The organism is Streptomyces sp. NPDC001093, assembly GCF_040298985.1.
Taxonomy (GTDB): Bacteria; Actinomycetota; Actinomycetes; order Streptomycetales; family Streptomycetaceae; genus Streptomyces.
In genome coordinates this window covers 25,300-49,010 of the sequence record NZ_JBEPBF010000013.1, presented here as the reverse complement: position 1 = coordinate 49,010, position 23,711 = coordinate 25,300, and the positions used below count along the sequence as shown (strand labels likewise).

Here is a 23,711-nt window from a genome sequence, read left to right as displayed (position 1 = left end):
ATGACACAGACGGAGAACACCGCCGTGTCCTTCACGGGGGCGGTCAAGACGTACGGCGCGGTGCGCGCCGTGGACGGGGTGGACCTGCGGATCGGGCGCGGGGAGACCGTGGCGCTGCTGGGCCGCAACGGCGCCGGCAAGTCGACCACGATCGGCCTGCTGCTCGGGCTGTACGAGCCCGACGCCGGCGCCGTGGAACTGTTCGGCGCGGCGCCCGAGCGGTCGGTGCGCGCGGGCCGGGTGGGTGCGATGCTCCAGGACGCCCGCCCGGTGCCCCGGGTCACCGTGGGCGAGCTGGTCACCTTCCTGGCCTCCCGCTGTCCGGCGCCGATGCCGGTGGCGCGGGCCCTGGAGCTGGCCGGGATCGCGGACCTGGCCGGGCGGCGGGTGGACCGGCTGTCCGGGGGTCAGGTCCAGCGGGTGCGGTTCGCGCTCGCGCTGGCCGGGAACCCCGCGCTGCTGGTGCTGGACGAGCCGACGGCGGCGCTGGACGTGGAGGCACGGCACGCGTTCTGGGAGTCGATGCGCACGTACGCCCGGCGCGGCCACACCGTGCTCTTCTCCACGCACTACCTGCAGGAGGCGGACGCGTACGCCGACCGGATCGTGGTCATCGACCGGGGCCGGGTCGTCGCCGACGGCACGGGCGAGGAGCTGCGGCGCGCGGCGAGCGGCAACCTGGTCGCCGTGGACCTGGCGGGGCGGGAACCGGAGTCCTTCGGCCTGCTGCCCGGGGTGCACTCGGTGGAGGTGCAGGGCGACAGGGTCCGGCTGCGCACCGACGACTCGGACGCGACGGTGATCGCCTTGGCCGAGCTGGGGGCCATCAGGGGGCTGGAGGTGACTCCGGCGTCCTTGGACGACGCGTTCCTGGCCCTGACGGCCAGGGGAGGCGCCCCCGAGGGGCGCGGGGAACTGCGCGAGCGACCACACACATCCCGCACTCGAAGGACGACCGTCTGATGCTCGCCTACATCCGCCTGGAAACCTGCCGCACCCTGCGCGACCCCGGCTTCGTCATCGGCGGAATTGCCATGCCGGTAATGATGTACCTCCTGTTCACCAACCTCGGCGGCGAAGACAGCGGCCAGCGCACGGCGGCCATGGTCGGCATGGCCGCCTACGGCGCCGTGGGCTCCGCGCTGAACACCGGCGGCGCGGTGGCCGAGGACCGCGCGACCGGCTGGCTGCGGCAGCTCCGCGTGACCCCCATGACCCCACGCGAGGTGGTGACCGGTCGGGCCCTGACCGGTGTGGTGACCGTGCTGCCCTCGATCGTCGCGGTACTGGCGGCGGGCGGACTGTTCAACGGCGTACGGCTGGCGGCCGGCCAGTGGGCGGCGATCGCGCTGCTGCTGTGGCTCGGCTCGGTCCCGTTCACGCTGCTCGGCCTCGGCAACGGCTACCGGCTGACCGGGCCGAGCACCGGCGTGGTCAACATGGCGTGCAACCTGGGGCTCGCGGTGCTCGGCGGCCTGTGGTTCCCGATCAGCCTGTTTCCCGGCTGGCTGCAGGCCCTGTCGGCGTACACCCCCACCCATCGGTTCGCCCAGCTGGGCACCGCCGTATCCGAGGGGCACGCACCGGGTGCCGGTGCCATCATCGTGCTGACGGCCTGGCTCTTTCTGTTCGGTTCGTACGCTGTGCTGTCGTACCGCCGTCGTGCGGGGACCATCTGACCGGGGGAAACATCAGACATGACGTGGGTACGGGGAGTTGGGTGCCAGCTACAGGCCTTTCGGGCCGAGCGGCGCCAGTGGCGGGCCGAGCACGAACGCTTCAAGGCCGCGCAGCGGGCGGCCCGGAAGGAGGGCAGGGCGCCGGACGTCGACCATCCGGGCCCGCCGCCCACCGGCTTCGCCCTGCTGCCCTGGCTGCTGATGGGGATGGGGTCCTTCTCCAACCTGCTCCAGGGCAAGACCCCCAGCCCATGGGTCGGCGGGCTGGGCCTGATCGCCTTCAACTCCCTGTACATCTACGTCACCTTCCGCTCCTTCGACCGCGAGAGGCGGGCGGCCGCCTCCACCCGGGTGGCGCTGCTCCTCATGGTCCTGGTGACCACGGGCCTCGCCCTCGGCTACGGCGGCAACTGGCTGATGTTCTTCCCGTTGCTCGGCCTCGCCGTGGGCGCCGCCCTGCGCGGGCCGTGGCTGGGCCGCACGGGTCTGCTGCTGACGGTGTACGCGGCCTGCGTCTCCGCCGTCCGCGGCGGCTGGGGGGACGCGACGAACATCGGCTATGCCACCTTCCTGTCCAGCATGGTGACCGCCGCCATCCTCGGCCTGTCCGAGGCCGTACGGGAACTGCGTGCCGCCCGCGAGGAGTTGGCACGGCGCGCGGTGGAGAAGGAGCGGCTGCGCTTCTCCCGGGATCTGCACGACCTGCTCGGGCACACGCTGTCGGTGATCGTGGTGAAGTCGGAGGCGGCCCGGCGGCTGGCCGCGCGCGACATGGACGCGGCGCTGGGCCAGATCACGGACATCGAGTCGGTGGGCCGGCAGGCGCTCACCGAGATCCGCGAGGCGGTGACCGGCTACCGGGAGGGAAGCCTGGCCACCGAGCTGGCCCGGGCCCGTTCGGCGCTGTCGGCGGCGAGTGTGGAGGCGGTGGTACGGCAGTCGGGGGCACCGCTCGAACCGCAGACGGAGGCGCTGCTGAGCTGGGTGGTGCGTGAGGCGGTGACGAACGTGGTCCGGCACAGCGACGCGCACCGCTGTGAGATCACCGTCGAGAGCGGGGCCGAGCAGGCCCGGCTCACCGTCACCGACAACGGCAGCGGCAAGGCGGTCAGCCGGCCCCAGCAGGGCATCGGCGGCACCGGACTGAAGGGGCTCACCGAGCGCCTCGCGGCGGCGGGCGGCTCGCTCACGGCCGGCCCGTCGCCGCGCGGCGGTTTCACGGTGACCGCCGAACTCCCGGTTCAGTCGGCGGAGTTCGCCAAGGCGGTGGCTACGGCGCCCAGGGCGGGCTGACCGCCCAGGTGACGTCGTCGGTCCAGGACGTGCTGCTGTCGAAGTCGTTGGACCCGCCGTCGCTCGCTATGTACAGGTTGTAGTCGTAGTGGCGCAGGTACCTCGTCGGGTAGTTGTACGAGGCGAACGAGGTGCCGGTGCCGCTCTTGCCGGTCTGCGGACAGAAGGTGGCGTCGGCCCGGAACTGGGCGGTGCCGTCCATGGGCTGCCGGTAGAGCTTGTAGTTGTAGTGGCGCAGGTAGTCGCCGGGGTAGTTGCGTGACTCGAAGGAGACGCAGGAGCTGCTCGCGAGTCCCTTGCGGACGATCCAGGTGGCGTCGTTCTTGTCCAGGCCGGAGCTGCCGGAGGTGATGGCGGAGACGACGCCGGCGTTGTTCTGGTGGCGGACGTAGTCGCCGGTGCAGCAGGAGGTGGTGGCGCGCAGCGAGATCTCGGAGCCGGCGCCGAGCGTGCCGGCGCTGCCGGTCGCGCCGCCGTAGCCGACGGAGACGATGTCGGCCTGGACGGCGTTGTCGGCGGCGTCGGTCGGGATGCCGGAGGTCATGACGCCCTCGAAGAAGGAGCCGATGGAGCCGTTGCTGTTGTCGCCGCCGGTGCCGAGGACGATCGCGCCCTCCTGGTGCATGGGCGAGTATCCGCTCGTGGTCGGCTCACCTCCGGAATAGGTGGTCGTCAGCCCACCGGATTGTGCATTCCCCCATTTGAGTGCGAAATGGTTCTGGCCGTTGTTCTTGAGCAGCGCGGTCACGAACGGCAGGGGTCCGGTGCCCGTGTCGGCGGAGTTCTTGCTGTATCCGGCGTCGGACTGGAACAGCCCGTTCTCCAGGTCGGCCTGCACCCAGGGGCCCTGTCCGTAGCAGGGGGAGAACCAGCACTCGGTGCCGAAGTTGATGGCGTCCATGTGGCCGTTGCCGGTGTCCTTGTTGTTGGTCTCGGCGTTGCCGTAGTCGAAGCAGCAGGCGCCGTTGACGTGGGTGCCGGAGGTCACCATGTACATCCCCTCGGCGGCGCCGTTGGTGGCGACGCCGGAGGTGGCGTCGTTCCGGTAGCCCATGCCGGCGGAGATCTCCAGGCCGTAGACCTGGTGGCCGCCGACGGTCACCGGCAGCGCGTCGGCGGGCGCCCCGACATCGGCCTTCCCGGCCCCGCCCGCACCCTCGACGGTGAGGTCGTTGTGGCGGGAGGACTGGTCGTAGATCCTGGTGATGATGCAGGTCGTGCCGGAGCAGAAGGAGTCCTGGGCGGCGGCGTCGGCGTAACCGCCGGCGGTCAGCAGCCCGATGTCCTTCGTGGCGCCGTCCGAGGCCCGCTGCACCCGGTAGAGCGGGCCGTTGTACGAGGAGTACAGCGCCCGGACCAGGCTGTGCGCGGCGACGCAGGGGGTGCCCGCGGCGGCGTAGACGTCACAGGGCAGCGAACTCGCGGCGGCGGCCTGGGGCGTGCCGACGCCGAGCAGCAGCGCGGCGAGGGTCGCGCAGACGGCGAGCACGGACAGGGCGGCGCTTCTCAGCCGCCGGGGGCGGACGTGGGGGGAGCTCACGGGCACGAGGCACCTCGGATTCTCTGGGACTCTCAGGTTCGATATCTCGGACACTGTTCGATCGAAATACCGAACCTATTCGACGGTGGAAATTGCATGGATTCCTGGAAATGCAGGGGCGATTGTTTGAGCAGCGCCTGAGACCGTCAACCCCCGCCGCATCGGACAATGCCAAGTCTTTAATCGACGGCGGCTGCCCGTACCCTGGGCAACGATCGGAAGAAATCCGTCTCTTCGGGCATCGGCCAGGCGATGTCCGGCGAGGCCGGTGGACCGAGGGCTGCGATGGACCGGGGTTTCCGGCCGTAACCTGTGACCATGAACGAGATGCCCCGGGAGCACCGGACCGGCACGTCGATTCGGGTGCTGCTCGCCGAGGACCAGGGCATGATGCGGGGTGCGCTCGCCCTGCTGCTCGGTATGGAGGAGGACATCGACGTGGTGTCCCAACTGGGCTCGGGCGACGGCATCGTGGACGCCGTGCTCACCCACCGGCCGGACGTGGCCCTGCTGGACATCGAGCTGCCGGGCATCAGCGGGCTGGACGCGGCGGCCGAGCTGCGCGAGCAGGCGCCCGACTGCCGGGTGCTGATCCTCACCACCTTCGGCCGGCCCGGCTATCTGCGCCGGGCCATGGAGGCCGGGGCGGCCGGGTTCCTCGTGAAGGACGGGCCGGTGGAGGAACTGGCCGCGGCGATCCGGCGCGTGCTCACCGGGGAGACCGTCGTGGACCCCGCGCTGGCCGCCGCCGCGCTCAGCGCCGGGCCCAGTCCGCTGACGGCCCGTGAGTGCGATGTGCTGAAGGCCTCCGTGGACGGGGCGACCGTCGCCGACATCGCCGGCAAGCTGCACCTGTCCGAGTCCACCGTCCGCAACTACCTGTCCTCGGCGATCGGCAAGACGGGCACCCGGAACCGGGCGGAGGCGGTCCGCGAGGCCCGGCAGCAGGGGTGGCTGTGAACCACTGGATCACCATCGCCGGCTCGTGGCATGGGCGGCCCGGACCGCTGCCTCACGTCGACGGGTTCTTCCGCGGCAGCCACAGCAGCATCAGCACCGCCCCGCCCAGCAGCACCGCCGTGCTGGTCCGGAAGGCCAGCGCGTAGCCGTCGGTCAGCGCCCCGGGGCCGTGGCCGCTGCCCGTGCCGGCCGCGGCGACGGTCGACATCACGGCGAGCCCGAGCGAACCGCCCATCGTGCGCGAGGTGTTGACCAGCCCCGACACCACACCGGCCTCGCCCGGTGCCGCCCCGGACGTGGCCAGGGAGGCGAGCGGGGTCGCCGCGAGGCCCGCGCCGAGCATCATCAGGATCCCGGGGATCATGATCGCGGTGACGTACGCCGCGTGCGCGCTCATCGTCGACTGCCGGCCGAAGCCGGCCGCGGCCACCAGCGTGCCCAGCACCGCCACGGTCCGCGGACCGGCCGACCGCATCAGGCGCGGCGCGAGCTTCGAACCGACGACCACGGACAGCGAGCTGGGAACCAGCGCGAACCCGGCCTGCAGCGGCGTGTAGCCGAGGACGTTCTGGGCGTACAGGGTCATGAAGTACCACATGCAGAACATGGCCGAGCCGGAGAGGAACATCGCCGCGTTGGCCGAGGCGACCGAGCGCAGCCGCAGCAGGCCGAGCGGCATCAGCGGGGCCGCCGTACGCGCCTCGACCAGCAGGAACAGGGCGATGAGCGCCAACCCGGCGCACAGCGGCAGCAGCGTGGCGGGGGCCGTCCAGCCCTCGGCCTCCGTCTGCGAGATGCCGTAGGCGAGGGTCGCGAGGCCCGCCGTGACCAGCAGCGCGCCCGGCAGGTCCAGCCGCCGCCCGTCGCCGGCCCGGCCCTCGGTGAGCCGGCGCACCGAGCCGGCCAGCACCAGCGCGCCCACCGGCACGTTGATCAGCAGCACCCAGCGCCAGGAGAGCACGTCCACGAGCACCCCGCCGACCAGTCCGCCCGCGGCCCCGCCACCGGCGCCGACCGCGGTCCAGGTGGCGATCGCGCGCGCCCGCGCCGCGCCCTCCGGCACCGCGGAGGTCAGCAGGGTCAGCGTGGAGGGGGCCAGCACCGCCGCGCCCAGCCCCTGCACGGCCCGCGCCAGCAGCAGCTGCCAGCCCTCCTGGGCGAGGCCGCCGCCCAGCGAGGCCAGCGTGAACAGGCCGAGGCCGACGAGGAACATCCGCTTGCGCCCGTACAGGTCGCCGGCCCGGCCGCCGAGCAGCATGAACCCGGCGAAGGCGATGGCGTAGGCGTTCACCACCCACTGCAGTCCGGACGCGGTGAGGCCGAGGCCGGTCCGCATGGACGGCAGGGCGACGTTCACCACCGACACGTCGAGGACGACCAGGAACTGTCCGGCGCAGGCGAGCGCCACGACCAGCCAGGTCGGCGCGGTCGTACGGCGGGATATGAGGGGTGTGGTGTCGGCGGCTTCCAGCATGGGTGTCATGCTCTCAACCCGGTTACGGTCCTTGCATCGGCATTTCGGACCACGGGTGCCTAGGTCGTGCGGCCTACACCGCTCGCAGCACCGTCACCACCGCCGCGCCGCCCAGCCCGATGTTGTGCGCGAGCCCCACCCGCGCGCCCGGCACCTGCCGCTCCCCCGCCGTGCCGCGCAGCTGCCACACCAGCTCGGCGGTCTGGGCCAGGCCGGTCGCGCCCAGCGGATGCCCCTTGGAGATCAGCCCGCCCGACGGGTTCACCACCCAGCGGCCGCCGTACGTCGTCGCGCCGGACTCGACGAGCTTCCCGGACTCCCCGGGGGCGCACATGCCGAGCGCCTCGTACGTCAGCAGTTCGTTGACCGAGAAGCAGTCGTGCAGCTCGATGACGTCCACGTCCTCGATGCCGAGCCCGGCACGCTCGTACGCCTGGCGCGCCGCGTCCCTGGACATGGGCTGCCCGACGACGTCGATGCAGGAGCCGGACGCGAAGGACTCCTCGGTGTCCGTGGTCATGGCCTGCCCGGCGATCTCCACGTGACCGGTGAGCCCGCGCTGCGCGGCGAACCGCTGCGACACCACGACCACGGCCGCCGCGCCGTCCGAGGTCGGCGAGCACTGGAGCTTGGTGAGCGGCCGGTGCACGGTGCGGGAGGCGAGGATGCCGGCCACGTCGTACACGTCCCGGAACTGGGCGTAGGGGTTGTGCGCGGAGTGCCGGTGGTTCTTGGCGGCGACCGCGGCGAGCTGCGCCTCGGTCGTGCCGTACCGCTCCATGTGCTCGCGGGCCGCGTCGCCGAAGATCTGCGCGGTCGGCGGGGTCGTCTCGAAGCCGTGCCGGGCGGCCATGACGCCGTAGTGCCGGGCGACGGGAGACGTGGCGCTCCAGTCATCAGCGGCTCCGCCGCGGGCCCCGCCGTCGGCTCCCCCGCCCAGCGCGCCCTTCTTCATCTTCTCGAAGCCCAGCGCCAGTACGCAGTCCGCGGCGCCGCCCTCGACGAGCTGCCGGGCCAGCATCAGCGCGGTCGAGCCGGTCGCGCAGTTGTTGTTGACGTTGTAGACGGGGATGCCGGTCAGGCCGAGTTCGTAGGCGGCGCGCTGGCCGGCGGTGGAGGGCTGGAAGCAGTAGCCGACGGGAACCTGTTCCACATCGGCATAAGCAACGCCGGCATCCTCCAGCGCCGCCGTCCCCGCTTCCCGCACCATGTCCCAGTACTGCCATGAACGGGTCTCGGGCTTCTCGAACCTGGTCATCCCGACCCCGGCGACATAGGCCTTCATGGCGGGCAGACTAGAACGCGTTCCATTAACCCGCCAGCCCCTGACGCCGGATCAGAAACCCATGAGCCGGTCAAGGATTGATTAGAGGCCCGAAGCAACGGAATAGTTGCCTGTGCATACGAGGTTTACCCGTCACTTATTCCTACGGGGAGGCCTCGACTCCATGACCCACACGACGACCGACCAGCCGGCCCGGAGAGCGGGCGGCGCCGTGGTACCGGTGCTCGCCTTCGCGGGCATCGTCGTCGCGGTGATGCAGACGCTGCTCGTGCCGGTCATCAAGGACCTGCCGCAGCTGCTGCACACCGCTCCCTCCAACGCCACGTGGGTCCTCACCTCGACCCTCCTGTCCGGCGCCGTCGCCACCCCGATCATGGGCCGGCTCGGCGACCTCTACGGCAAGCGGCGGATGCTGATCCTCAGCCTCGCCGTGATGGTGGTCGGCGCCCTGGTCAGCGCGCTCACCAGCCAGCTGCTCACCATGATCGTCGGCCGGACCCTCCAGGGCTTCGCCATGGGCGCGATCCCGCTCGGCATCGGCCTCATGCGGGACATGCTGCCGCGCGAGAAGCTCGGCTCGGCCATGGCCCTGATGAGCTCCTCGATCGGCGTCGGCGGCGGCCTCGCGCTGCCGGCCGCGGCCCTGGTCGCACAGCACACGAACTGGCACGCGCTGTTCTACGGCGCCGCCGGCCTCGGCGCGCTGTCCATCGTCCTGACCCTCCTGGTCGTACCCGAGTCCCCGATGCGGGCCGAGGGCTCCTTCGACCTGCTGGGCGCGATGGGCCTGTCGACCGGCCTGGTGCTGCTCCTGCTGCCCATCACCAAGGGCAGCGACTGGGGCTGGTCCTCGGGTACGACGCTCGGTCTGTTCGGCGCGTCGGTCGCGGTCCTCCTGCTGTGGGGCCTGTTCGAGCTGCGCCACCGCGCGCCGCTGGTCGACCTGCGCACCACCGCGCGCCCGGCCGTCCTCTTCACCAACCTCGCGTCGATCATGGTCGGCGTGGCGTTCTACGTCGTCTCCCTGGTCCTGCCCCAGCTGCTCCAGCTGCCCAAGGCCACCGGCTACGGCCTCGGCCAGTCCATGGTCGTCGCGGGTCTGTGCGTGGCCCCGCTGGGCCTGACGATGATGTTCACGGCTCCGGTCTACGCCCGGCTGTCCGCCAGGTACGGCCCGAAGGTCACCCTCATCATCGGCCTGCTGATCATCGCGATCGGCTACGGCGGCGGGCTCGGCCTGATGGACGCGGCCTGGCAGACGATCGTCACCTCCGTGGTCCTCGGCGCGGGCATCGGCCTCGCCTACTCCTCGCTGCCCGCGCTGATCGTCGGCGCGGTCCCGGCCTCGGAGACCGGCGCGGCCAACGGCCTGAACACGCTGATGCGGTCCATCGGCACGTCGGTGTCCAGCGCCGTCATCGGCATGGTGCTCGCCAACACGGCGAACAACGTGGGCGGCATCGCGATCCCGACCATGCACGGCTTCAGGGTGTCCTTCCTGATCGCGACCGCCGCGGTGGCGGTGGGCCTGCTGCTCGCGCTGTTCCTGCCGAAGGCCTCACGGCCGGGTCAGCAGCACACCCAGCTGCGGGCCAGCAGCGAGGAGGACGCTTCGCTGGAGCGGGCCGAAGAGGTGCTGCGGGGATTCCGGGGACGGGTGCTCGGCGCCGACGGTGTCCCGGTCGCCCGGGCCAAGGTCACGCTGATCGACCGGCGGGGGCGGCAGGCGGGGGCGACCGTCTCCGACGAGGACGGCGGCTATGTGCTCGCGGTGCCGGCGCAGGGGGCGTACGTGCTCGCCGCGAAGGCCTCCGGCCATGGCCCGCTTGCTTCCGCCGCGACGCATTCCGGGGAGGAGCGGGCTGTCGAGCTGGATCTTTCGTTGCCTGGGGAGACTGTGAGCGCCTAGAGCTCGGGGGGTTCTGTCGTATCGCGGGTGCGGCTCCGTCGTGGCTGGTCGCGCAGTTCCCCGCGCCCCTTCGGAACGCACCCCCTGTCACATGGCTGACCGGGGGTGCGGCAGCATGGGCGGCTGGAACAGTCGTACGACCGGAAGGCCGCCCATGCCCGCCAGCGCCCCCAAGCCCGAGATCCTGGCCGCTTTCGAGGCGGCCAAGGGGTTCATGCCCGTGGACGAGGGGCTGGCGCTGTACGAGGCCGCGGTGGAGGCGGGGCGGCTGGGGCTGCCGTTGCTGGAGGTCGGGACGTACTGCGGGCGGTCCACCGTGCTGCTCGCCGACGCCGCCCGTGAGGCGGGGGTCACCGCGCTGACCGTCGATCATCACCGGGGCAGTGAGGAGCAGCAGCCGGGGTGGGACTACCACGACCCCGAGACCGTCGACCCCGAGGTGGGGCTGATGGACACCCTGCCGGCCTTCCGGCGGACGCTGTTCAGGGCGGGCCTGGAGGAGCACGTGGTCGCCCTCGTGGGCCGCTCCCCGCAGATCGCGGCCATCTGGAACTCCCCGCTCGGTCTCGTCTTCGTCGACGGCGGCCACACCGACGAGCACGCGGGCGCCGACTACGAGGGCTGGGCGCCCCATGTGGCCGAAGGGGGACTGCTGGTCATCCACGACGTCTTCCCGGAGCCCGAGGACGAGTTCACCGGGCAGGCGCCGTACCGCGTGTACCTGCGGGCGCTCGGGTCCGGGGCGTTCACGGAGGTCTCGGTGACCGGCTCCCTGCGCGTCCTGCGGCGAACGGGAGCGGGGATCTGAGGCCCCGGTTAGAGTCACAGACGTGTCGTACCTAGGCCCGGAGTTCGATTCCCCGCAGCCGCGCCGCCCCCGGCGCGGCCCGCTGACCGTGGCGCTCGCCGCGCTGGTGCCCGGTGCGCTGCTCGGCTGGGTGGTGTACGAGGCGGTGGGCGGCGGTGCCGGCAGCGGCGGCGCGGGCCGTGCGGCCTCCGCCGCTCCGGCGTCCGGTACGTCCGCCGCGCCCTCGTCGTCCGGTCACTCGGCCTCCCCTTCCGCTTCCGCGACGGACGACGGCAAGCAGCCCTCGGGAGGTTCCGCCTCCGGTCCGCTCAAGGGCAAGGTCGTCGTCATCGACCCCGGGCACAACCCCGGCAACTTCCAGCACACGGCCGAGATCAACCGCAAGGTGGACATCGGCACGAACTGGAAGGAGTGCGACACCACCGGGACGTCCACCAACGACGGGTACACCGAGGCCCGGTTCACCCTGGACGTCGCCCACCGGCTGCGCACGCTGCTGGAGCAGCAGGGCGCCACGGTGAAGCTGACCCGCGACGGCGACAGCCCGGCCTGGGGGCCGTGTGTGGACGAGCGGGCCCGGATCGGCAACGACGCCCACGCCGACGCGGCGATCTCCATCCACGCCGACGGTTCGGTGGAGGGCAACCGGGGCTTCCATGTGATCCTGCCGGGGTCCGTGCACGCGGGTGCCGCCGACACCCGGCCGATCGTCGGGCCCTCGCACGACCTCGGAGTGCGTATCGCCGGGAACTTCGTGCGCGACACCGGGGAGCCGCCGTCCAACTACCTCGGGAACGGTACCGGTCTCGTCACACGTACGGACCTGGGCGGTCTCAATCTGTCAACGGTTCCGAAGGTGTTCATCGAGTGCGGCAACATGCGCGATAGCAAGGACGCGGCACTGCTGACCAGCGGCGCCTGGCGGCAGAAGGCCGCGCAAGGGATCTCTGAGGGAATCGTGAGTTTCCTGCGCGCTTCGTGACCGACGGGCGGAACCGACCGGACAGCCGGATCTTGCGGACGGTAGTGTCTACGGACGACGAGACGACTACGAAGGACCTGAAGTGAATATCCGCTCCCTCACTAGAGGCGACGGCGTGGTGATCGGAGCAGCGGTGGTGCTGTTCATCGCGTCGTTCCTCACTTTCGAGAGCTTCTCCGGCTTCGGCACCAGCGAGAGCCGGAACGCGTGGGACAGCCTTGGTACAGGCCTGGGCATCTACATGGGCGCGGTGATCGGTGCCGTCCTCATCGTCGTCAACCGCTGCCTGCCGCAGCCCCGCAAGGTGCTCGGGCTCGACCTCGGACAGGTCGGCACCGCGTTCCCGATCCTGGCGGCCTGGGCGCTGCTGTGGACGCTGATCGACGTGCCCGACGGTGTGGACGCCGGCGCCGGTCTCATCCTCGGCCTCATCGCCGCTCTGGTTCTCGCGGGTGCCGCCATCGCCACCCCGCTCTCCCCGCCGCTGCAGGCCGCTCTGATGCCGGCCCCCAAGCCGGTCGCCCCGCAGCCCTACGGCGCCCAGCCGCCCGGTGGTTACGGCTACCCGGGCGCCCAGCCGCAGCCGGGACAGCCGTACGGTGCCCAGCCGCAGCCGGGCCAGCCGTTCGGCCAGCAGCCTGCCGCGCAGGGTGCTCCGGCGCCCGCGCAGCCGCCCGCCGGGGACTTCTCGCCGTTCTGGTTCGCCGTGCCGGTGACCCGCCCGCTGTTCGCGGAGGACGGCTCGCCGACCCCGATCGCCGAACTGGCGCCGGGCACCTGGTACCTGGCCGTCGAGCAGCGCGGTGCCGCGCTCGTCGCGCAGACCCAGGACGGCCGCCGCGGTGTGCTCCAGGACACCTCCGGCATCCAGCGCGGCTGAGCCGCGCACACCGCCGAGCACGGCCCCTCGCCCTTCCGGGCGGGGGGCCGTTGTCGTACAGTCGCCTCCCGGCAGTGAACTGACGGATCGTCAGGAGGCAGGCGCATGCGGCTCGGTCTCGCACTCGGTTACTGGGGACGCGGCCCGGACGCCGGTCATGTGCCGCTCGCCCGGGAGGCGGAGCGGCTCGGGTACCACTCGGTGTGGACGGCCGAGTCCTGGGGCTCGGACGCCTTCACCCCGCTGACCTGGATCGCCGCGCGGACCTCAACGATCAGGCTGGGCACGGCCGTTGCCCAGATGGCCGCCCGCTCGCCGGCCACCACCGCGATGCACGCGCTCACCCTGGACCACCTCTCCGGCGGGCGGATGCTGCTCGGGCTCGGGCTGTCCGGGCCGCAGGTGGTGGAGGGCTGGTACGGCCGCCCGTTCCCGGCGTCGCCGCTGACCGCGACCCGGGAGTACGTGGACGTCGTACGACAGGTGCTGCGGCGGGAGGCGCCGGTGACCTCCCGCGGGCGCTTCCACCCGCTGCCGTACCCGGGGCCGGACGGCACGGGACTCGGCAGGCCGCTCAAGCCGATCACCCATCCCCTGCGGGCCGATCTGCCCGTCCTGCTCGGCGCCGAGGGCCCGAAGAACGTGGCCCAGACCGTCCGCATCGCCGACGGCTGGCTGCCGCTGTACTGGGCGCCGAGCCGGCCGGAGGTGTACGGGGACGTGGTGCACGAGCTGCCGGAGGGGTTCCTGGTGGCTCCGATGGCCCGGGTGAAGGTGTGCGACGACGTGGCCGAGGGGCTGCTGCCCGTGAAGGCCATGCTCGGCTTCTACATCGGCGGCATGGGCCACACCTCCCGCAATTTCCACGCCGACCTCATGGCGCGCATGGGGTACGAGAAGGAGGCCCGGCGGATCCAGGACCTGTTCCTGGCGGGCCGGCGGGAGGAGGCCGTGCGGGCCGTGCCGGACGCCTTCGCCGACGAGATCTCACTGGTCGGGCCGCGTGAACGCATCGCCGAGCGGCTGGAGTTGTGGCGCGCGGGCCCGGTGACGGACCTGCTGGCCCTGTCACCGGACCCGCACACCCTCAGGGTGCTGGCGGAACTGAACTCCTAGCCGCCGGAGAGCTGGGACGCCGAGGGCACCTGTTCCTTGACCGGGGCGCCGGCGCTGCTGCCCGCGTCCTTGACCTTGCCGATGATGTCGTTGAAGGAGCCGGCCGCGGCACCGTCGCCGCTGCGGAGCTTGGACGGCAGGTTCTTCAGGGCGTCGATACCGGCGCTGAGCGGCGCCAGCGCCTTCGACAGCAGCGGGTCGCCCTGGGCGTTCCGCTGAGCCGCCTTGAGCCGGTGGTAGGTGAACGCGCCGGCCAGACCGGCCTTCACCAGGGTCATCTTGCGGCCCTTGGCGCCCTTCTTGAACTGGCCTGCCTTCCAGGGCTTCACGATCCACTGGTAGGTCGCGCCCGCCGCGAGTCCCGCGTTCGCCACGAACCGGGCCTTGGCGAACTTCTGCCGTTCGGCGGAGGTGGTCGGGCTGGGGGTTTCGGCGGCGGGGACGGCGGCCCGGACCGCCGCGGTGTCCCGCGTACTGGTCTTCTCGCTGCTGCCACAGGCGGTGGAACCGGCCAGCAGGGCGCAGCACAGCGTGAGCGCCATGCAGAGGCGCCGTATGGGTACGGGCACTGGATCCTCCGGACGTGTCCTCCCCGAGCGGACTGCTTCCTCCGGAAGCGTCACCCGGGAGCGCCGGTCGCGCCACTCGGCGTCCGCCGTTCGGGTTTCACCGCTCGCCGCCCGGCAATCCGGAAGGTATGTCCCCTCGATATCGCAACGGTGCCCATCAGGCCGGAACGGTCATCGCGGTCGTCGCCGACATCATGGCGGTGATCCTCGGCCTGTGGATTCTGATGTACCTGCTGGCCGCCAACCGCGCCAACAGCCTGGTCCGGGTCGTCCACCACGCCGCCGCCTGGCTGGCGGGCTGGTCCCACGACCTCTTCACGTTCAACGAGGCCTGGGCGCGGGTGGTCGCGGGCTACGGCCTGGCCGCGGTGGTGTACCTGTTCGTGGGCCACGCCATCGCCAACCGGATACACCGGCTCTGAGCCGCGTGGGCTAGCCGCAGCAGTCGGGGGCGAGCCCCAGCGGCAGATGCTCCCCGCCGAAGACCGCGCAGGTCGCCTCGTGGCCGCCCAGCGCCGCGACGGCGAGGAGCAGTGAACCGGCCGTCCACGTGGTGAGTTCGCGGGGCCAGATCGCGTCGTCCTCGAAGACGTAGCCCGTCCAGTACAGACCGCTCTCCGGGTCGCGCAGGTGCTGGATGGACTGGAGGATCTCCAGGGCGCGGTCCGACTCCCCCACCGCCCACAGGGCCAGGGCGAGCTCGCTGGACTCGCCGCCGGTGACCCACGGGTTGGGGACCACGCAGCGCACGCCGAATTCCGCTACGACGAACCGGTCCCAGGACTCCGCTATGCGGGCCCTGGCCTCCTCGCCCGTGAGCGCGCCGCCGAGGACCGGGTAGTACCAGTCCATCGAGTAGCGGTCCTTGTCGAGGAAGCGCTCCGGGTGCCGGCGGATCGCGTGCCGCAGTCCCCCGACCGCCAACTCCCAGTCGGGCTGCGGCTCTTCGCGCTGCTCGGCGATGGCGAGGGCGCAGCGCAGCGCGTGGTGGACCGAGGAGCTGCCGGTCAGCAGGGCGTCCCCGGTGGGCGTGCCGTCGTCCTCGCGGCGCCAGCCGATCTGGCCGCCGGGCTGCTGCAGGGCGAGCACCCACTCCATGGCCGCGTAGACGCACGGCCACATGCGGTCCAGGAACGTGTCGTCGCCGGTGGAGAGGTAGTGGTGCCAGACTCCTACGGCTATGTAGGCGACGAAGTTCGACTCGCGGGCGCGGTCGGTGACGTCGTCGTGGGCGCCGTCGGCGTAGGCGGCGTACCAGGAGCCGTCCTCGTTCTGGTGCCGGGCCAGCCAGTCGTAGGCCCGCTCGGCGGCCTCGTGCTCGCCGGCCGCGTCCAGGGCCATCGCGGCCTCGGTGTGGTCCCAGGGGTCAAGGTGATGCCCGCGGAACCACGGGATGGCGCCGTCCTCCCGCTGTACGGCGAGGATGCCACGGACGGTCGCGGCGGCCTGCTCGGCGGTGAGGACCCCGGGCAGGACGAGGTGTTCCGTCCGGGGAGTGGTCACTTGGCGGCCGCCTCTTCGTCGAGACGCGGAAGGTGCGGCTTGGTCGCGTAGACCACGAAGCTCTTGCCGATCAGCGGGTTCAGCGCCTGCTCGGCGACCCGGGTGGCGAGCGGCTTCTTCATGATGTCCCAGACCAGCAGCTTGTGGTACGCCCGCACCGGCAGCGCCTTGTCGTTGTCGACGCCGAACGCGCACTTCAGCCACCAGTACGGCGAGTGCAGCGCGTGGGCGTGGTGGCTGCCGTACGGCTTCAGGCCCGCCTCGCGGATCTTCGCCACGAGTTCGTCGGCCTTGTAGATGCGGATGTGGCCGCCCTCGACCTCGTGGTAGGCGTCGGACAGCGCCCAGCAGACCTTCTCCGGGCCGTAGCGGGGCACGGTGACGGCGATACGGCCGCCCGGCTTGAGCACGCGGACCATCTCGGCGAGCACGCCCTTGTCGTCGGGGATGTGCTCCATCACCTCGGAGATGATGACCACGTCGAAGGACTCGTCCGGGAAGGGCAGGGCGAGCGCGTCGCCCTCCATGGCCGTGGCGGTGGCGCCCTCCGGTGCCTCCCCGGCCTCCTTCATCGCCGCGAACCACTTGGCGACCTCGCGGATCTCCTCGCCGTTCTGGTCCAGGGCCACGACCTGGGCGCCGCGCCGGTAGCACTCGAAGGCGTGGCGGCCGGCCCCGCAGCCGAGGTCCAGGACTCGGTCGCCCGGGGCGAGCGGGAACCGGGAGAAGTCGACGGTCAGCACGTGGCCCTGCTTTCGGAAGAGACGCCTGCAACGCTTGCGGGGGCCGCGGGGCGGCCGGGAATCGGGGCGGCGGTGGGGGCGGTGGGGACGCCCCGGTGCGAGCCGGTTCGCACGGGTGAGCGGCCGGCGCGGGCGATGGCCTCGCGGTAGTGCGTCACCGTGCCCTCGGCGGCGCGGGCCCAGGTGAAGTGCCGTAGCACCCGCTCGCGGCCGGCGCGGCCGAGCCGCACCCGCAGCTCACGGTCCCCCAGCAGCCGGCCGAGGCCGGCGGCCAGCGCCCCCGCGTCGCCGGGCGGCACCGCGAGGCAGGTCTCGCCGTCGCGGCCGGCGACCTCGGGGATCGCGCCGCCGGTCGTGGCGACCAGCGGGGTGCCGGTGGCCATGGCCTCGGCGGCGGGCAGCGAGAAGCCCTCGTACAGCGAGGGCACACAGGCCACCTCGGCCGAGCGGATCAGGTCGACCAGCTCGGCGTCGGAGATGCCCTTGACGAACTCGACGGCGCCTTCGAGGCCGTACCGCTCGATCGCGGCCGCGACCGGCCCCTCCTCGGGGCGCTTGCCGACGACGACGAGATGGGCGGCCGGGTGCTCGGTGCGCACCTTGGCCAGCGCCTCCACCAGGAACATCAGCCCCTTGAGCGGCACGTCGGCGCTGGAGGTGGTGACGATCCGGCCCGGCACCTCGGGCACGGCCGGATTCGGCGCGAACAGATCGGTGTCGGCGCCGATGTGGACCACGTGCACGCGGTCGTCACGGACGCCGAGGTGGTCGACGATCTCCTGCTTGGAGCTGCCGGAGACGGTGAGGACCGAGGGCAGCCGGCGCGAGACGCGCTTCTGCATCCGGGTGAAGGCGTACCAGCGGCGCACCGAGTAGCGGCGCTGCCAGCCCTCGGCCGCGTCCAGCTCCAGCTGCCGGTCGACGGTGATGGGGTGGTGGACGGTGGTGACCAGAGGGGCGCCGATGTCTCCCAACAGCCCGTACCCGAGGGTCTGGTTGTCGTGGACGACGTCGAACTCGCCGCGCCGGGCGCGCAGATGGCGGCGCGCGCGGAGGGAGAAGGTCAGCGGCTCGGGAAAGCCGCCGGTCCACATCGTGGCGACTTCCAGGGCGTCGATCCAGTCCCGGTACTCGCCCCGCCCGGGGGTGCGGAAGGGGTCGGGCTGGCGGTAGAGGTCGAGGCTGGGCAGCTCGGTGAGCGTGAGCCCGGGGTACCCCTCGTCGAGCACCGGATACGGCTGCGAGCCGATGACCTCGACCCGGTGTCCGAGCCGGGCCAGCTCACGCGAGAGATGCCGGACGTAGACGCCCTGGCCGCCGCAGAACGGGTTCCCTTTATAGGTGAGGAGGGCGATGTCGAGCGGTCGCTCGCCGTCGGCAGCGGGGTCCTGCTCGACGCCCGCCGCACGGGCCTCAGCGGTCACTCCGTGCCCCCTTCTGCCTGCACCGTCCCGCGACACTACGTCGGGACGCTAATCTAGAACAAGTTTCAGACTTGATCGTTCAAGAGGCTCTGAATCTACCGGCAGGTAGGGGCGCTGTGAGCAGTGGATCAGGTGATTCACGCCACGGCGCGGCGCCCTGCCCTGCTGTGTGATCACGTGCCCCACAGACGCCTTCACCGACTGTCACGGAACGGGACCCATGCCTGCGGAAGCCAGTGTTTCGAGGCCTTCCCCCACGCTCGAACGAGCTCGCGCGGGGGGACCCCCATCGCCGCCTCTGACCGAGCGCCAGGAGGCCCGCCGCCGCCGGATCCTGCACGCGAGCGCCCAGCTGGCCAGCCGGGGCGGTTTCGACGCCGTGCAGATGCGCGAGGTCGCCGAGTCCTCGCAGGTCGCCCTCGGCACCCTGTACCGCTACTTCCCCTCCAAGATCCACCTGCTGGTGGCGACGATGCAGGACCAGCTGGAGCACATGCACGGCACCCTGCGGAAGAAGCCCCCGGCCGGCGACACGGCCGCCGAGCGGGTCGCCGAGACCCTCATGCGGGCCTTCCGCGCCCTGCAGCGCGAGCCGCACCTGGCCGACGCGATGGTCCGCGCCCTGACCTTCGCCGACCGCAGTGTCTCGCCGGAGGTCGACCAGGTCTCCCGCCAGACCACCCTGATCATCCTGGACGCGATGGGCCTGGAGAACCCCACCCCCGAACAGCTCTCGGCGGTCCGCGTCATCGAACACACCTGGCACTCGGCCCTGATCACCTGGCTGTCCGGCCGCGCCTCCATCGCCCAGGTGAAGATCGACATCGAGACGGTGTGCCGGCTGATCGACCTGACGGAGCCGGGGGTCGAGCGTCGCTCCGGTTCCCGTCGCCAGAGGCTGAGATGAGGCCGATCGGTCATACCCGGTCGGCGATGTGGTCGCCTGTCCGAAGTCCGGCCACCCCGTCCTCGATGTGACGGAATCGACCACCGATGTCTGGGATTCCGGCCGGAACCATGACGAGGCCGGTACGCGGGTCCCGGTCCGTCACCCGGTCCCGCCGGACGGTGCCTTGGGGCGAGCGCGGCGTCGTACCGGCACACCGCGCTCACCCTCGGCGGGAGGGCGACCCGGGGACCCGCGGCCCTACTCCTCGGGCGGGAACACCGCCTCCCCGCTCCCCACCAGTGTGATCACGATCGCCTCCACGGGGCAGCTCTCGGCCGCCTCCAGGACCGGTTCGGCGGCGTCGGTGTCCGGTTCCACCGGGTGGGACTGGCGGGCGGAGTCGAGGCGGAAGGCGTGCGGGGCGTGGTGGAGGCACTGGGCCGAGCCGATGCACACCGACCGGTCGACCTCGACGTGCCAGCGGTCGCCCATGGCCTACGCCCCCGCCGGCAGGTGGATCATCTTGTGCTCGAGGTAGGCGCCGTACCCCTCCGGGCCGAACTCCCGCCCCAGCCCGGAGTTCTTGTAGCCGCCGAACGGGCCCAGCATGTCCAGGCTGAAGGTGTTGACCGAGTAGGTGCCGGTGCGGACCTGCCGCGCCACGTCGATGCCGTGCTCGACGTCGGCCGTCCACACGCTGCCGGACAGGCCGTAGTCGGAGTCGTTGGCGATCTTCACGGCCTCGGTCTCGTCGCCGTACGGAAGCAGGCAGATGACCGGGCCGAAGATCTCCTCGCGGGCGATGCGCATGGAGTTGTCCACGTCACCGAAGAGGGTCGGTTCGACGTACCAGCCCCTCTCCAGGCCCGCCGGCCGGCCGCCGCCGATGAGGATCTTGGCGCCCTCCTCCTGGCCGATCCGGATGTAGTCGAGGTTGCGCTGCTGCTGGCGGCGGGCGACCAGCGGGCCTACCTGGGTCGCCGGGTCCAGCGGGTCGCCGACCTTCAGCGCGCCGGCCGCTGCCGCGAAGGCGTCGGCGAACTCGTCGTAGCGGGCGCGCGGGACGAGGATGCGGGTCTGGGCCACGCACGCCTGCCCGTTGTTCATCCAGGCCGCCGGGACGATCCCGGCCACCGCCGTCTGCACGTCCGCGTCCGGCAGGACGACGGCCGCCGACTTCCCGCCCAGCTCCAGCGTGACCCGGGTGAGGTTGCGCGCGGCGACCTCCATCACCCGCCTGCCCGCCGCGACCGAGCCGGTGAAGGAGACCTTGTCGATGCCGGGGTGGCCGACCAGGTACTCGCTGACCTCGCGGTCGGCGGGCAGTATGGAGAGCACGCCCTCGGGGAGACCGGCCTCCCGCACGATCTCGCCCAGGAGATACGCGTCGAGCGGGGACTCCGGGGACGGCTTCAGTACGACCGTGCAGCCGGCCAGCAGCGCGGGCGCGAGCTTGGCGGCGGCGACGAACTGCGGGACGTTCCAGGGGACCACGGCGGCGACCACACCGACCGGTTCGCGGCGGACGAGGATCGGGCCGAGGACACCGTCCCGGCGCTCCTCGTACGGGTAGTCCCGCGCGACCCTGATCGCGGCGTCCCACACCATCATCGCGCCGAGCGCCTGGGCGAGGACGCTCCAGGAGTACGGGGATCCGTTCTGGGCGGAGATCACCCGGGCGATCTCCTCGTGCCGGGCCGCGATGCCGTCCTTGATGCGGGTGACGACCTCGATCCGCTCCGCCAGGGTCGCCCGCGGCCACGGCCCCTCGTCGAAGGCACGGCGCGCCACCGCCACCGCCCGGTCCACGTCCTGCCCGGAGGCGTGCGGCACCCGGCCGATGACCTCCTCGGTGTGCGGGGAGATCACCTCGATGACGTCCTTGCCCAGGGGCTCGGTCAACTCCCCGCCGATGAACAGCTGTCCGTGTTCCACGAGCTCGGTCATGGCCGACTGCCTCCCACCGCACCGCACGTTTCTGACGCTGTTTCAGAACTGATATCAGTTCTAGTTATAGGGGGCAATGGCCGGCACCGGACGGGCTGCACCAGCGGATTCGCCGTCGGCGCGGGGAGGCGGTGACGCCGCCGCAGCGGGTCCCCCGAACGGAGGCCCTGCATTGTTTCAGAACCCATGGGGCCGTTCGAAGGAATCGAGGCCCCGAGACAGCCAGGAGCGTCACGCGCGGTCAACCGCTCTTTTCCCTGCCCTCAGCGTGATTCCGAACCGGGACAGGGCCGGCACCCGGACCCCTCCCCGGCATGAATGGCCCATACAAGGGAGGGCTACAGACATATCCGCGCTTTGTAACGCGGAACCGTTCCTTCCTCCGGTGCCGCCGTGGAGGGCCACAGTGTGGACCCTCGGCACAGAGCCGGGAATTTCCGGATTTGCACGCCCATCCCTGCCAAGGATGGTGTGCAACGAACGTGAGGTGACAGATTCATGTCTGTTTCTCGTACGACGGCCCGCCTGATCGCCACCTGTGTGGCCACGGGCGCCCTCGTCGGCGCGGCCGCCATGCCGGCCCTGGCCGCCGGGGGCGGCCAGGAGCGCGACAACGGAAGGAGTTACTCGCTCAGCCACAGGATCGACCACGACCACGACGGCCGCTTCGGTGACCGGGACCGCGACCACGACCGGGGCTGGGGCCGGGACCGCGACCGGGGCTGGGGCCACGACCGGGACCACGACCGGGGCCGGGACCGGGACTGGCGCTGGGACCGGGACCACGACCGCGGTCGGCACCACGACCGGGACTGGGGCCGGGACCACGACCGGGGCCGGCACCACGAGCGGGGCTGGGACCGGGACCGGGATCACGGCCGGCACCTCGGCCACCGCTAGCCCGCCCCGGAGGCCGTGCCGTGACGCGGGGGCGCACGCCCACCGCCTCCCGTCGCCATAGCCGGCACCACCGCTGAACCCAACCGGAGGGCCGAAGCTCCCTGCAGTCTTCGGCCCTCCGACCACGCCCTGGGCCGGGCCGTGTGAGGGTCACCGGCAAAGCAGACGCTCAGCGGTATCTGACGTTCCATCAGTTCTCGTTATAGTGGGCCATGGCCGTGGGTCCGGGCGGTGGGGCGGAGGACAGATGGCGACGACGTTCGAGCACGGCGGGGGCGTACGGTCCGTGGCCGTACCCATCCCGGACAACCCCCTCGGTCACACGCTGGTCTACGTCGTGGCGACCGACCGCGGCCCGGTGCTGGTCGACACCGGGTGGGACGATCCGGCGTCCTGGGACACGCTCGTGGCGGGGCTGGCCGCGTGCGGTACGGCGGTGCCGGAGGTGTACGGCGTCGTCATCACGCATCACCACCCGGACCACCACGGCCTGTCGGCCCGGGTGCGCGAGGCCTCCGGCGCCTGGGTGGCGATGCACGCCGCCGACGCGGCGGTCGTACGGCGCACCCGGGAGGCACGGCCGGAACGCTGGTTCAGCTACATGAGCGCCAAGCTCGCGGCGGCCGGCGCGCCCGAGGAACACCTGGCGCCGCTGCGCACACCCCGTACCCCCCGCACCCTGCCCGGCCTCTCCCCCGCCCTCCCGGACCGGGAGATCGTCCCCGGCGAGCTCCTCGACCTGCCCGGCCGCAGACTGCGCGCGATCTGGACCCCCGGCCACACACCGGGCCATGTGTGCCTGCACCTGGAGGAGGATCACCCGGACCGTCGACTTCCGGGACAGGGGCGGCTGTTCAGCGGTGACCACCTCCTGCCCCGGATCACCCCGCACATCGGCCTGTACGAGGACCCCGACGACACGACCGTCACCGACCCCCTCGGCGACTACCTCGACTCCCTGGAACGGATCGGCCGCCTCGCCCCCGCCGAGGTCCTCCCCGCCCACCAGCACGCCTTCACCGACGCGCCGGGCCGGGTACGGGAGTTGCTCGCCCACCACGAGGAGCGGCTGGCCGGTCTGCTCGCCCTGCTCGCCGAGCCGCTCACGCCCTGGCAGCTGGCCGAGCGCATGGAGTGGAACCGCCCCTGGGCCGAGATCCGCTACGGCTCCCGGAACATCGCCGTCTCAGAAGCCGAGTCCCATCTGCGCCGCCTGGTCAAGCAGGGCCGGGCGGAACCGGTGGCGGGGAGCGAGCCGGTGGCGTACGTGGCCGTGTAAATGGTTCGCCTCCCCTGGGGCGCCCCTGCTACACAGCCTCATGGACCCCATGAAGCGGCTTTTCGCCGAGCGTGCCTGTGAGCGAGCGGTCGTCGAGTTCGTCCACCGCCTCGACCTCGGTGAACCGGCCGCCGTGGCCGACCTGTTCACCGAGGACGGTCTGTGGGAGTGGCCTGCGCCGGGAGACGGGCGCCGGATCCAGGGACGACAGGCCCTGCGCGCGTATTTCGGCTCCCGCCCCGCCAACCGGCTCTCCCGCCGGATCATGTCCAACATCCTGGTCACGGTGACCGGTCCGCGCGCGGCGACCTCCACCGCGTACTTCACGACGTACCGCGTCGACGGACACGACGGGAGCGGCGGCCCCGTCCCCGCCGGGCCGCCCGTCCAGGTGGGTCACTACGAGGACACCTTCCGCCGGGTCGACGGCACGTGGCTGATCGCCTCCCGCACCCTGCACCTGCCCTTCGGCGGCGACACCCCGAGGGTCGGCTGACCACTCCCCGTCCCGTCACGGCCGTGACCCCGGTC

General features: G+C 71.9%; 23 protein-coding genes. 14 read left to right on the top strand and 9 right to left on the bottom strand.

Annotated elements, in window-relative coordinates:
• Genes ABT288_RS09450 through ABT288_RS09440 form a run of 3 tightly spaced genes read left to right on the top strand, consistent with a single transcriptional unit; the run spans nucleotide 1 to nucleotide 2,972 of the window.
• On the top strand, nucleotides 1-963 hold the full coding sequence (locus ABT288_RS09450; RefSeq protein ID WP_351604444.1) for an ABC transporter ATP-binding protein: 963 nt from the start codon (nucleotides 1-3) through the stop codon (nucleotides 961-963).
• A complete protein-coding gene (locus ABT288_RS09445; RefSeq protein ID WP_351604442.1) occupies nucleotides 963-1,679 on the top strand; it encodes an ABC transporter permease in 717 nt (238 codons plus the stop codon). Before ABT288_RS09450 ends, ABT288_RS09445 begins: the two co-directional genes overlap by 1 nt.
• 18 nt (nucleotides 1,680-1,697) lie before the next feature.
• Nucleotides 1,698-2,972, top strand: coding sequence for a sensor histidine kinase (locus ABT288_RS09440; RefSeq protein ID WP_351604440.1), 1,275 nt, complete (start codon nucleotides 1,698-1,700; stop codon nucleotides 2,970-2,972).
• Here the strand turns inward: ABT288_RS09440 and ABT288_RS09435 are convergent.
• Entirely contained in the window at nucleotides 2,950-4,518 is a 1,569-nt protein-coding gene (locus ABT288_RS09435) for an alpha-L-arabinofuranosidase B (protein ID WP_450859648.1), read from the bottom strand. The two genes, ABT288_RS09440 and ABT288_RS09435, sit on opposite strands and share 23 nt — an antisense overlap.
• A gap of 312 nt (nucleotides 4,519-4,830) precedes the next feature.
• Here ABT288_RS09435 and ABT288_RS09430 point away from each other — a divergent pair, with 312 nt between their 5' ends.
• Nucleotides 4,831-5,472, top strand: coding sequence for a response regulator (locus tag ABT288_RS09430; RefSeq protein ID WP_351604436.1), 642 nt, complete (start codon nucleotides 4,831-4,833; stop codon nucleotides 5,470-5,472).
• 52 nt (nucleotides 5,473-5,524) lie between these two features.
• Here ABT288_RS09430 and ABT288_RS09425 read toward each other — a convergent pair whose 3' ends face one another.
• Both ABT288_RS09425 and ABT288_RS09420 read right to left on the bottom strand, forming a co-directional pair.
• Entirely contained in the window at nucleotides 5,525-6,955 is a 1,431-nt protein-coding gene (locus ABT288_RS09425; protein WP_351604434.1) for an MFS transporter, read from the bottom strand.
• A gap of 64 nt (nucleotides 6,956-7,019) precedes the next feature.
• Nucleotides 7,020-8,231 (bottom strand): lipid-transfer protein, encoded by a 1,212-nt coding sequence (locus ABT288_RS09420; RefSeq protein ID WP_351604432.1) that lies wholly within the window; start codon nucleotides 8,229-8,231, stop codon nucleotides 7,020-7,022.
• Between the two features lie 163 nt (nucleotides 8,232-8,394).
• Between ABT288_RS09420 and ABT288_RS09415 the strand changes: the two genes are divergently transcribed.
• From ABT288_RS09415 to ABT288_RS09395, 5 genes are all read left to right on the top strand, one after another.
• Nucleotides 8,395-10,140 carry an MFS transporter gene (locus ABT288_RS09415; RefSeq protein ID WP_351604430.1) on the top strand — a complete coding sequence of 582 codons (1,746 nt, stop codon included), beginning with the start codon at nucleotides 8,395-8,397 and terminating at the stop codon, nucleotides 10,138-10,140.
• Nucleotides 10,141-10,294: 154 nt separating this feature from the next.
• Nucleotides 10,295-10,948 (top strand): class I SAM-dependent methyltransferase, encoded by a 654-nt coding sequence (locus tag ABT288_RS09410; protein WP_351604428.1) that lies wholly within the window; start codon nucleotides 10,295-10,297, stop codon nucleotides 10,946-10,948.
• Between the two features lie 22 nt (nucleotides 10,949-10,970).
• Nucleotides 10,971-11,930 (top strand): N-acetylmuramoyl-L-alanine amidase, encoded by a 960-nt coding sequence (locus tag ABT288_RS09405; protein WP_351604427.1) that lies wholly within the window; start codon nucleotides 10,971-10,973, stop codon nucleotides 11,928-11,930.
• A gap of 82 nt (nucleotides 11,931-12,012) precedes the next feature.
• Nucleotides 12,013-12,810, top strand: a complete 798-nt coding sequence (locus tag ABT288_RS09400) for a DUF5336 domain-containing protein (RefSeq protein ID WP_351604425.1) — start codon at nucleotides 12,013-12,015, stop codon at nucleotides 12,808-12,810.
• A gap of 105 nt (nucleotides 12,811-12,915) precedes the next feature.
• A complete protein-coding gene (locus ABT288_RS09395; RefSeq protein WP_351604424.1) occupies nucleotides 12,916-13,926 on the top strand; it encodes an LLM class F420-dependent oxidoreductase in 1,011 nt (336 codons plus the stop codon).
• Here ABT288_RS09395 and ABT288_RS09390 read toward each other — a convergent pair.
• Nucleotides 13,923-14,495 carry a hypothetical protein gene (locus tag ABT288_RS09390; protein WP_351604423.1) on the bottom strand — a complete coding sequence of 191 codons (573 nt, stop codon included), beginning with the start codon at nucleotides 14,493-14,495 and terminating at the stop codon, nucleotides 13,923-13,925. The two genes, ABT288_RS09395 and ABT288_RS09390, sit on opposite strands and share 4 nt — an antisense overlap.
• Before the next feature lie 128 nt (nucleotides 14,496-14,623).
• Here ABT288_RS09390 and ABT288_RS09385 point away from each other — a divergent pair, with 128 nt between their 5' ends.
• Nucleotides 14,624-14,917, top strand: a complete 294-nt coding sequence (locus ABT288_RS09385; protein WP_351604421.1) for a hypothetical protein — start codon at nucleotides 14,624-14,626, stop codon at nucleotides 14,915-14,917.
• Nucleotides 14,918-14,927: 10 nt separating this feature from the next.
• Here the strand turns inward: ABT288_RS09385 and ABT288_RS09380 are convergent, their stop codons facing one another.
• From ABT288_RS09380 to ABT288_RS09370, 3 genes are read right to left on the bottom strand one after another with little or no spacing between them, the layout of a single operon-like run.
• Entirely contained in the window at nucleotides 14,928-15,998 is a 1,071-nt protein-coding gene (locus ABT288_RS09380) for a prenyltransferase/squalene oxidase repeat-containing protein (RefSeq protein ID WP_351604419.1), read from the bottom strand.
• A complete protein-coding gene (locus ABT288_RS09375) occupies nucleotides 15,995-16,741 on the bottom strand; it encodes a class I SAM-dependent methyltransferase (protein ID WP_351203473.1) in 747 nt (248 codons plus the stop codon). The genes ABT288_RS09380 and ABT288_RS09375 overlap by 4 nt, the downstream gene beginning before the upstream one ends.
• Nucleotides 16,735-18,165, bottom strand: coding sequence for a glycosyltransferase family 4 protein (locus ABT288_RS09370; RefSeq protein WP_351604417.1), 1,431 nt, complete (start codon nucleotides 18,163-18,165; stop codon nucleotides 16,735-16,737). Before ABT288_RS09370 ends, ABT288_RS09375 begins: the two co-directional genes overlap by 7 nt.
• Nucleotides 18,166-18,385: 220 nt before the next feature.
• Between ABT288_RS09370 and ABT288_RS09365 the strand changes: the two genes are divergently transcribed.
• On the top strand, nucleotides 18,386-19,072 hold the full coding sequence (locus tag ABT288_RS09365; protein WP_351604415.1) for a TetR family transcriptional regulator: 687 nt from the start codon (nucleotides 18,386-18,388) through the stop codon (nucleotides 19,070-19,072).
• Nucleotides 19,073-19,312: 240 nt separating this feature from the next.
• On the opposite strand, the gene ABT288_RS09360 is transcribed toward ABT288_RS09365, so the two are convergent.
• Together ABT288_RS09360 and ABT288_RS09355 are read right to left on the bottom strand one after the other, a co-directional pair.
• Nucleotides 19,313-19,546, bottom strand: a complete 234-nt coding sequence (locus ABT288_RS09360) for a ferredoxin (protein WP_228620044.1) — start codon at nucleotides 19,544-19,546, stop codon at nucleotides 19,313-19,315.
• A gap of 3 nt (nucleotides 19,547-19,549) precedes the next feature.
• Entirely contained in the window at nucleotides 19,550-21,001 is a 1,452-nt protein-coding gene (locus ABT288_RS09355) for an aldehyde dehydrogenase (RefSeq protein ID WP_351604413.1), read from the bottom strand.
• A 498-nt stretch (nucleotides 21,002-21,499) separates the two neighbouring features.
• Here ABT288_RS09355 and ABT288_RS09350 point away from each other — a divergent pair, with 498 nt between their 5' ends.
• From ABT288_RS09350 to ABT288_RS09340, 3 genes are all read left to right on the top strand, one after another.
• The gene (locus ABT288_RS09350; RefSeq protein ID WP_351604411.1) at nucleotides 21,500-21,901 is read left to right on the top strand and encodes a hypothetical protein; all 402 of its coding nucleotides are present in this window, start codon (nucleotides 21,500-21,502) and stop codon (nucleotides 21,899-21,901) included.
• Nucleotides 21,902-22,148: 247 nt separating this feature from the next.
• Complete coding sequence (locus ABT288_RS09345) at nucleotides 22,149-23,180, top strand: Strvi_7410 family MBL fold metallo-hydrolase (protein ID WP_351604409.1); 1,032 nt, start codon at nucleotides 22,149-22,151, stop codon at nucleotides 23,178-23,180.
• A gap of 40 nt (nucleotides 23,181-23,220) precedes the next feature.
• Nucleotides 23,221-23,676, top strand: a complete 456-nt coding sequence (locus ABT288_RS09340) for a nuclear transport factor 2 family protein (protein WP_351604407.1) — start codon at nucleotides 23,221-23,223, stop codon at nucleotides 23,674-23,676.
• Nucleotides 23,677-23,711: the final 35 nt, after the last annotated feature.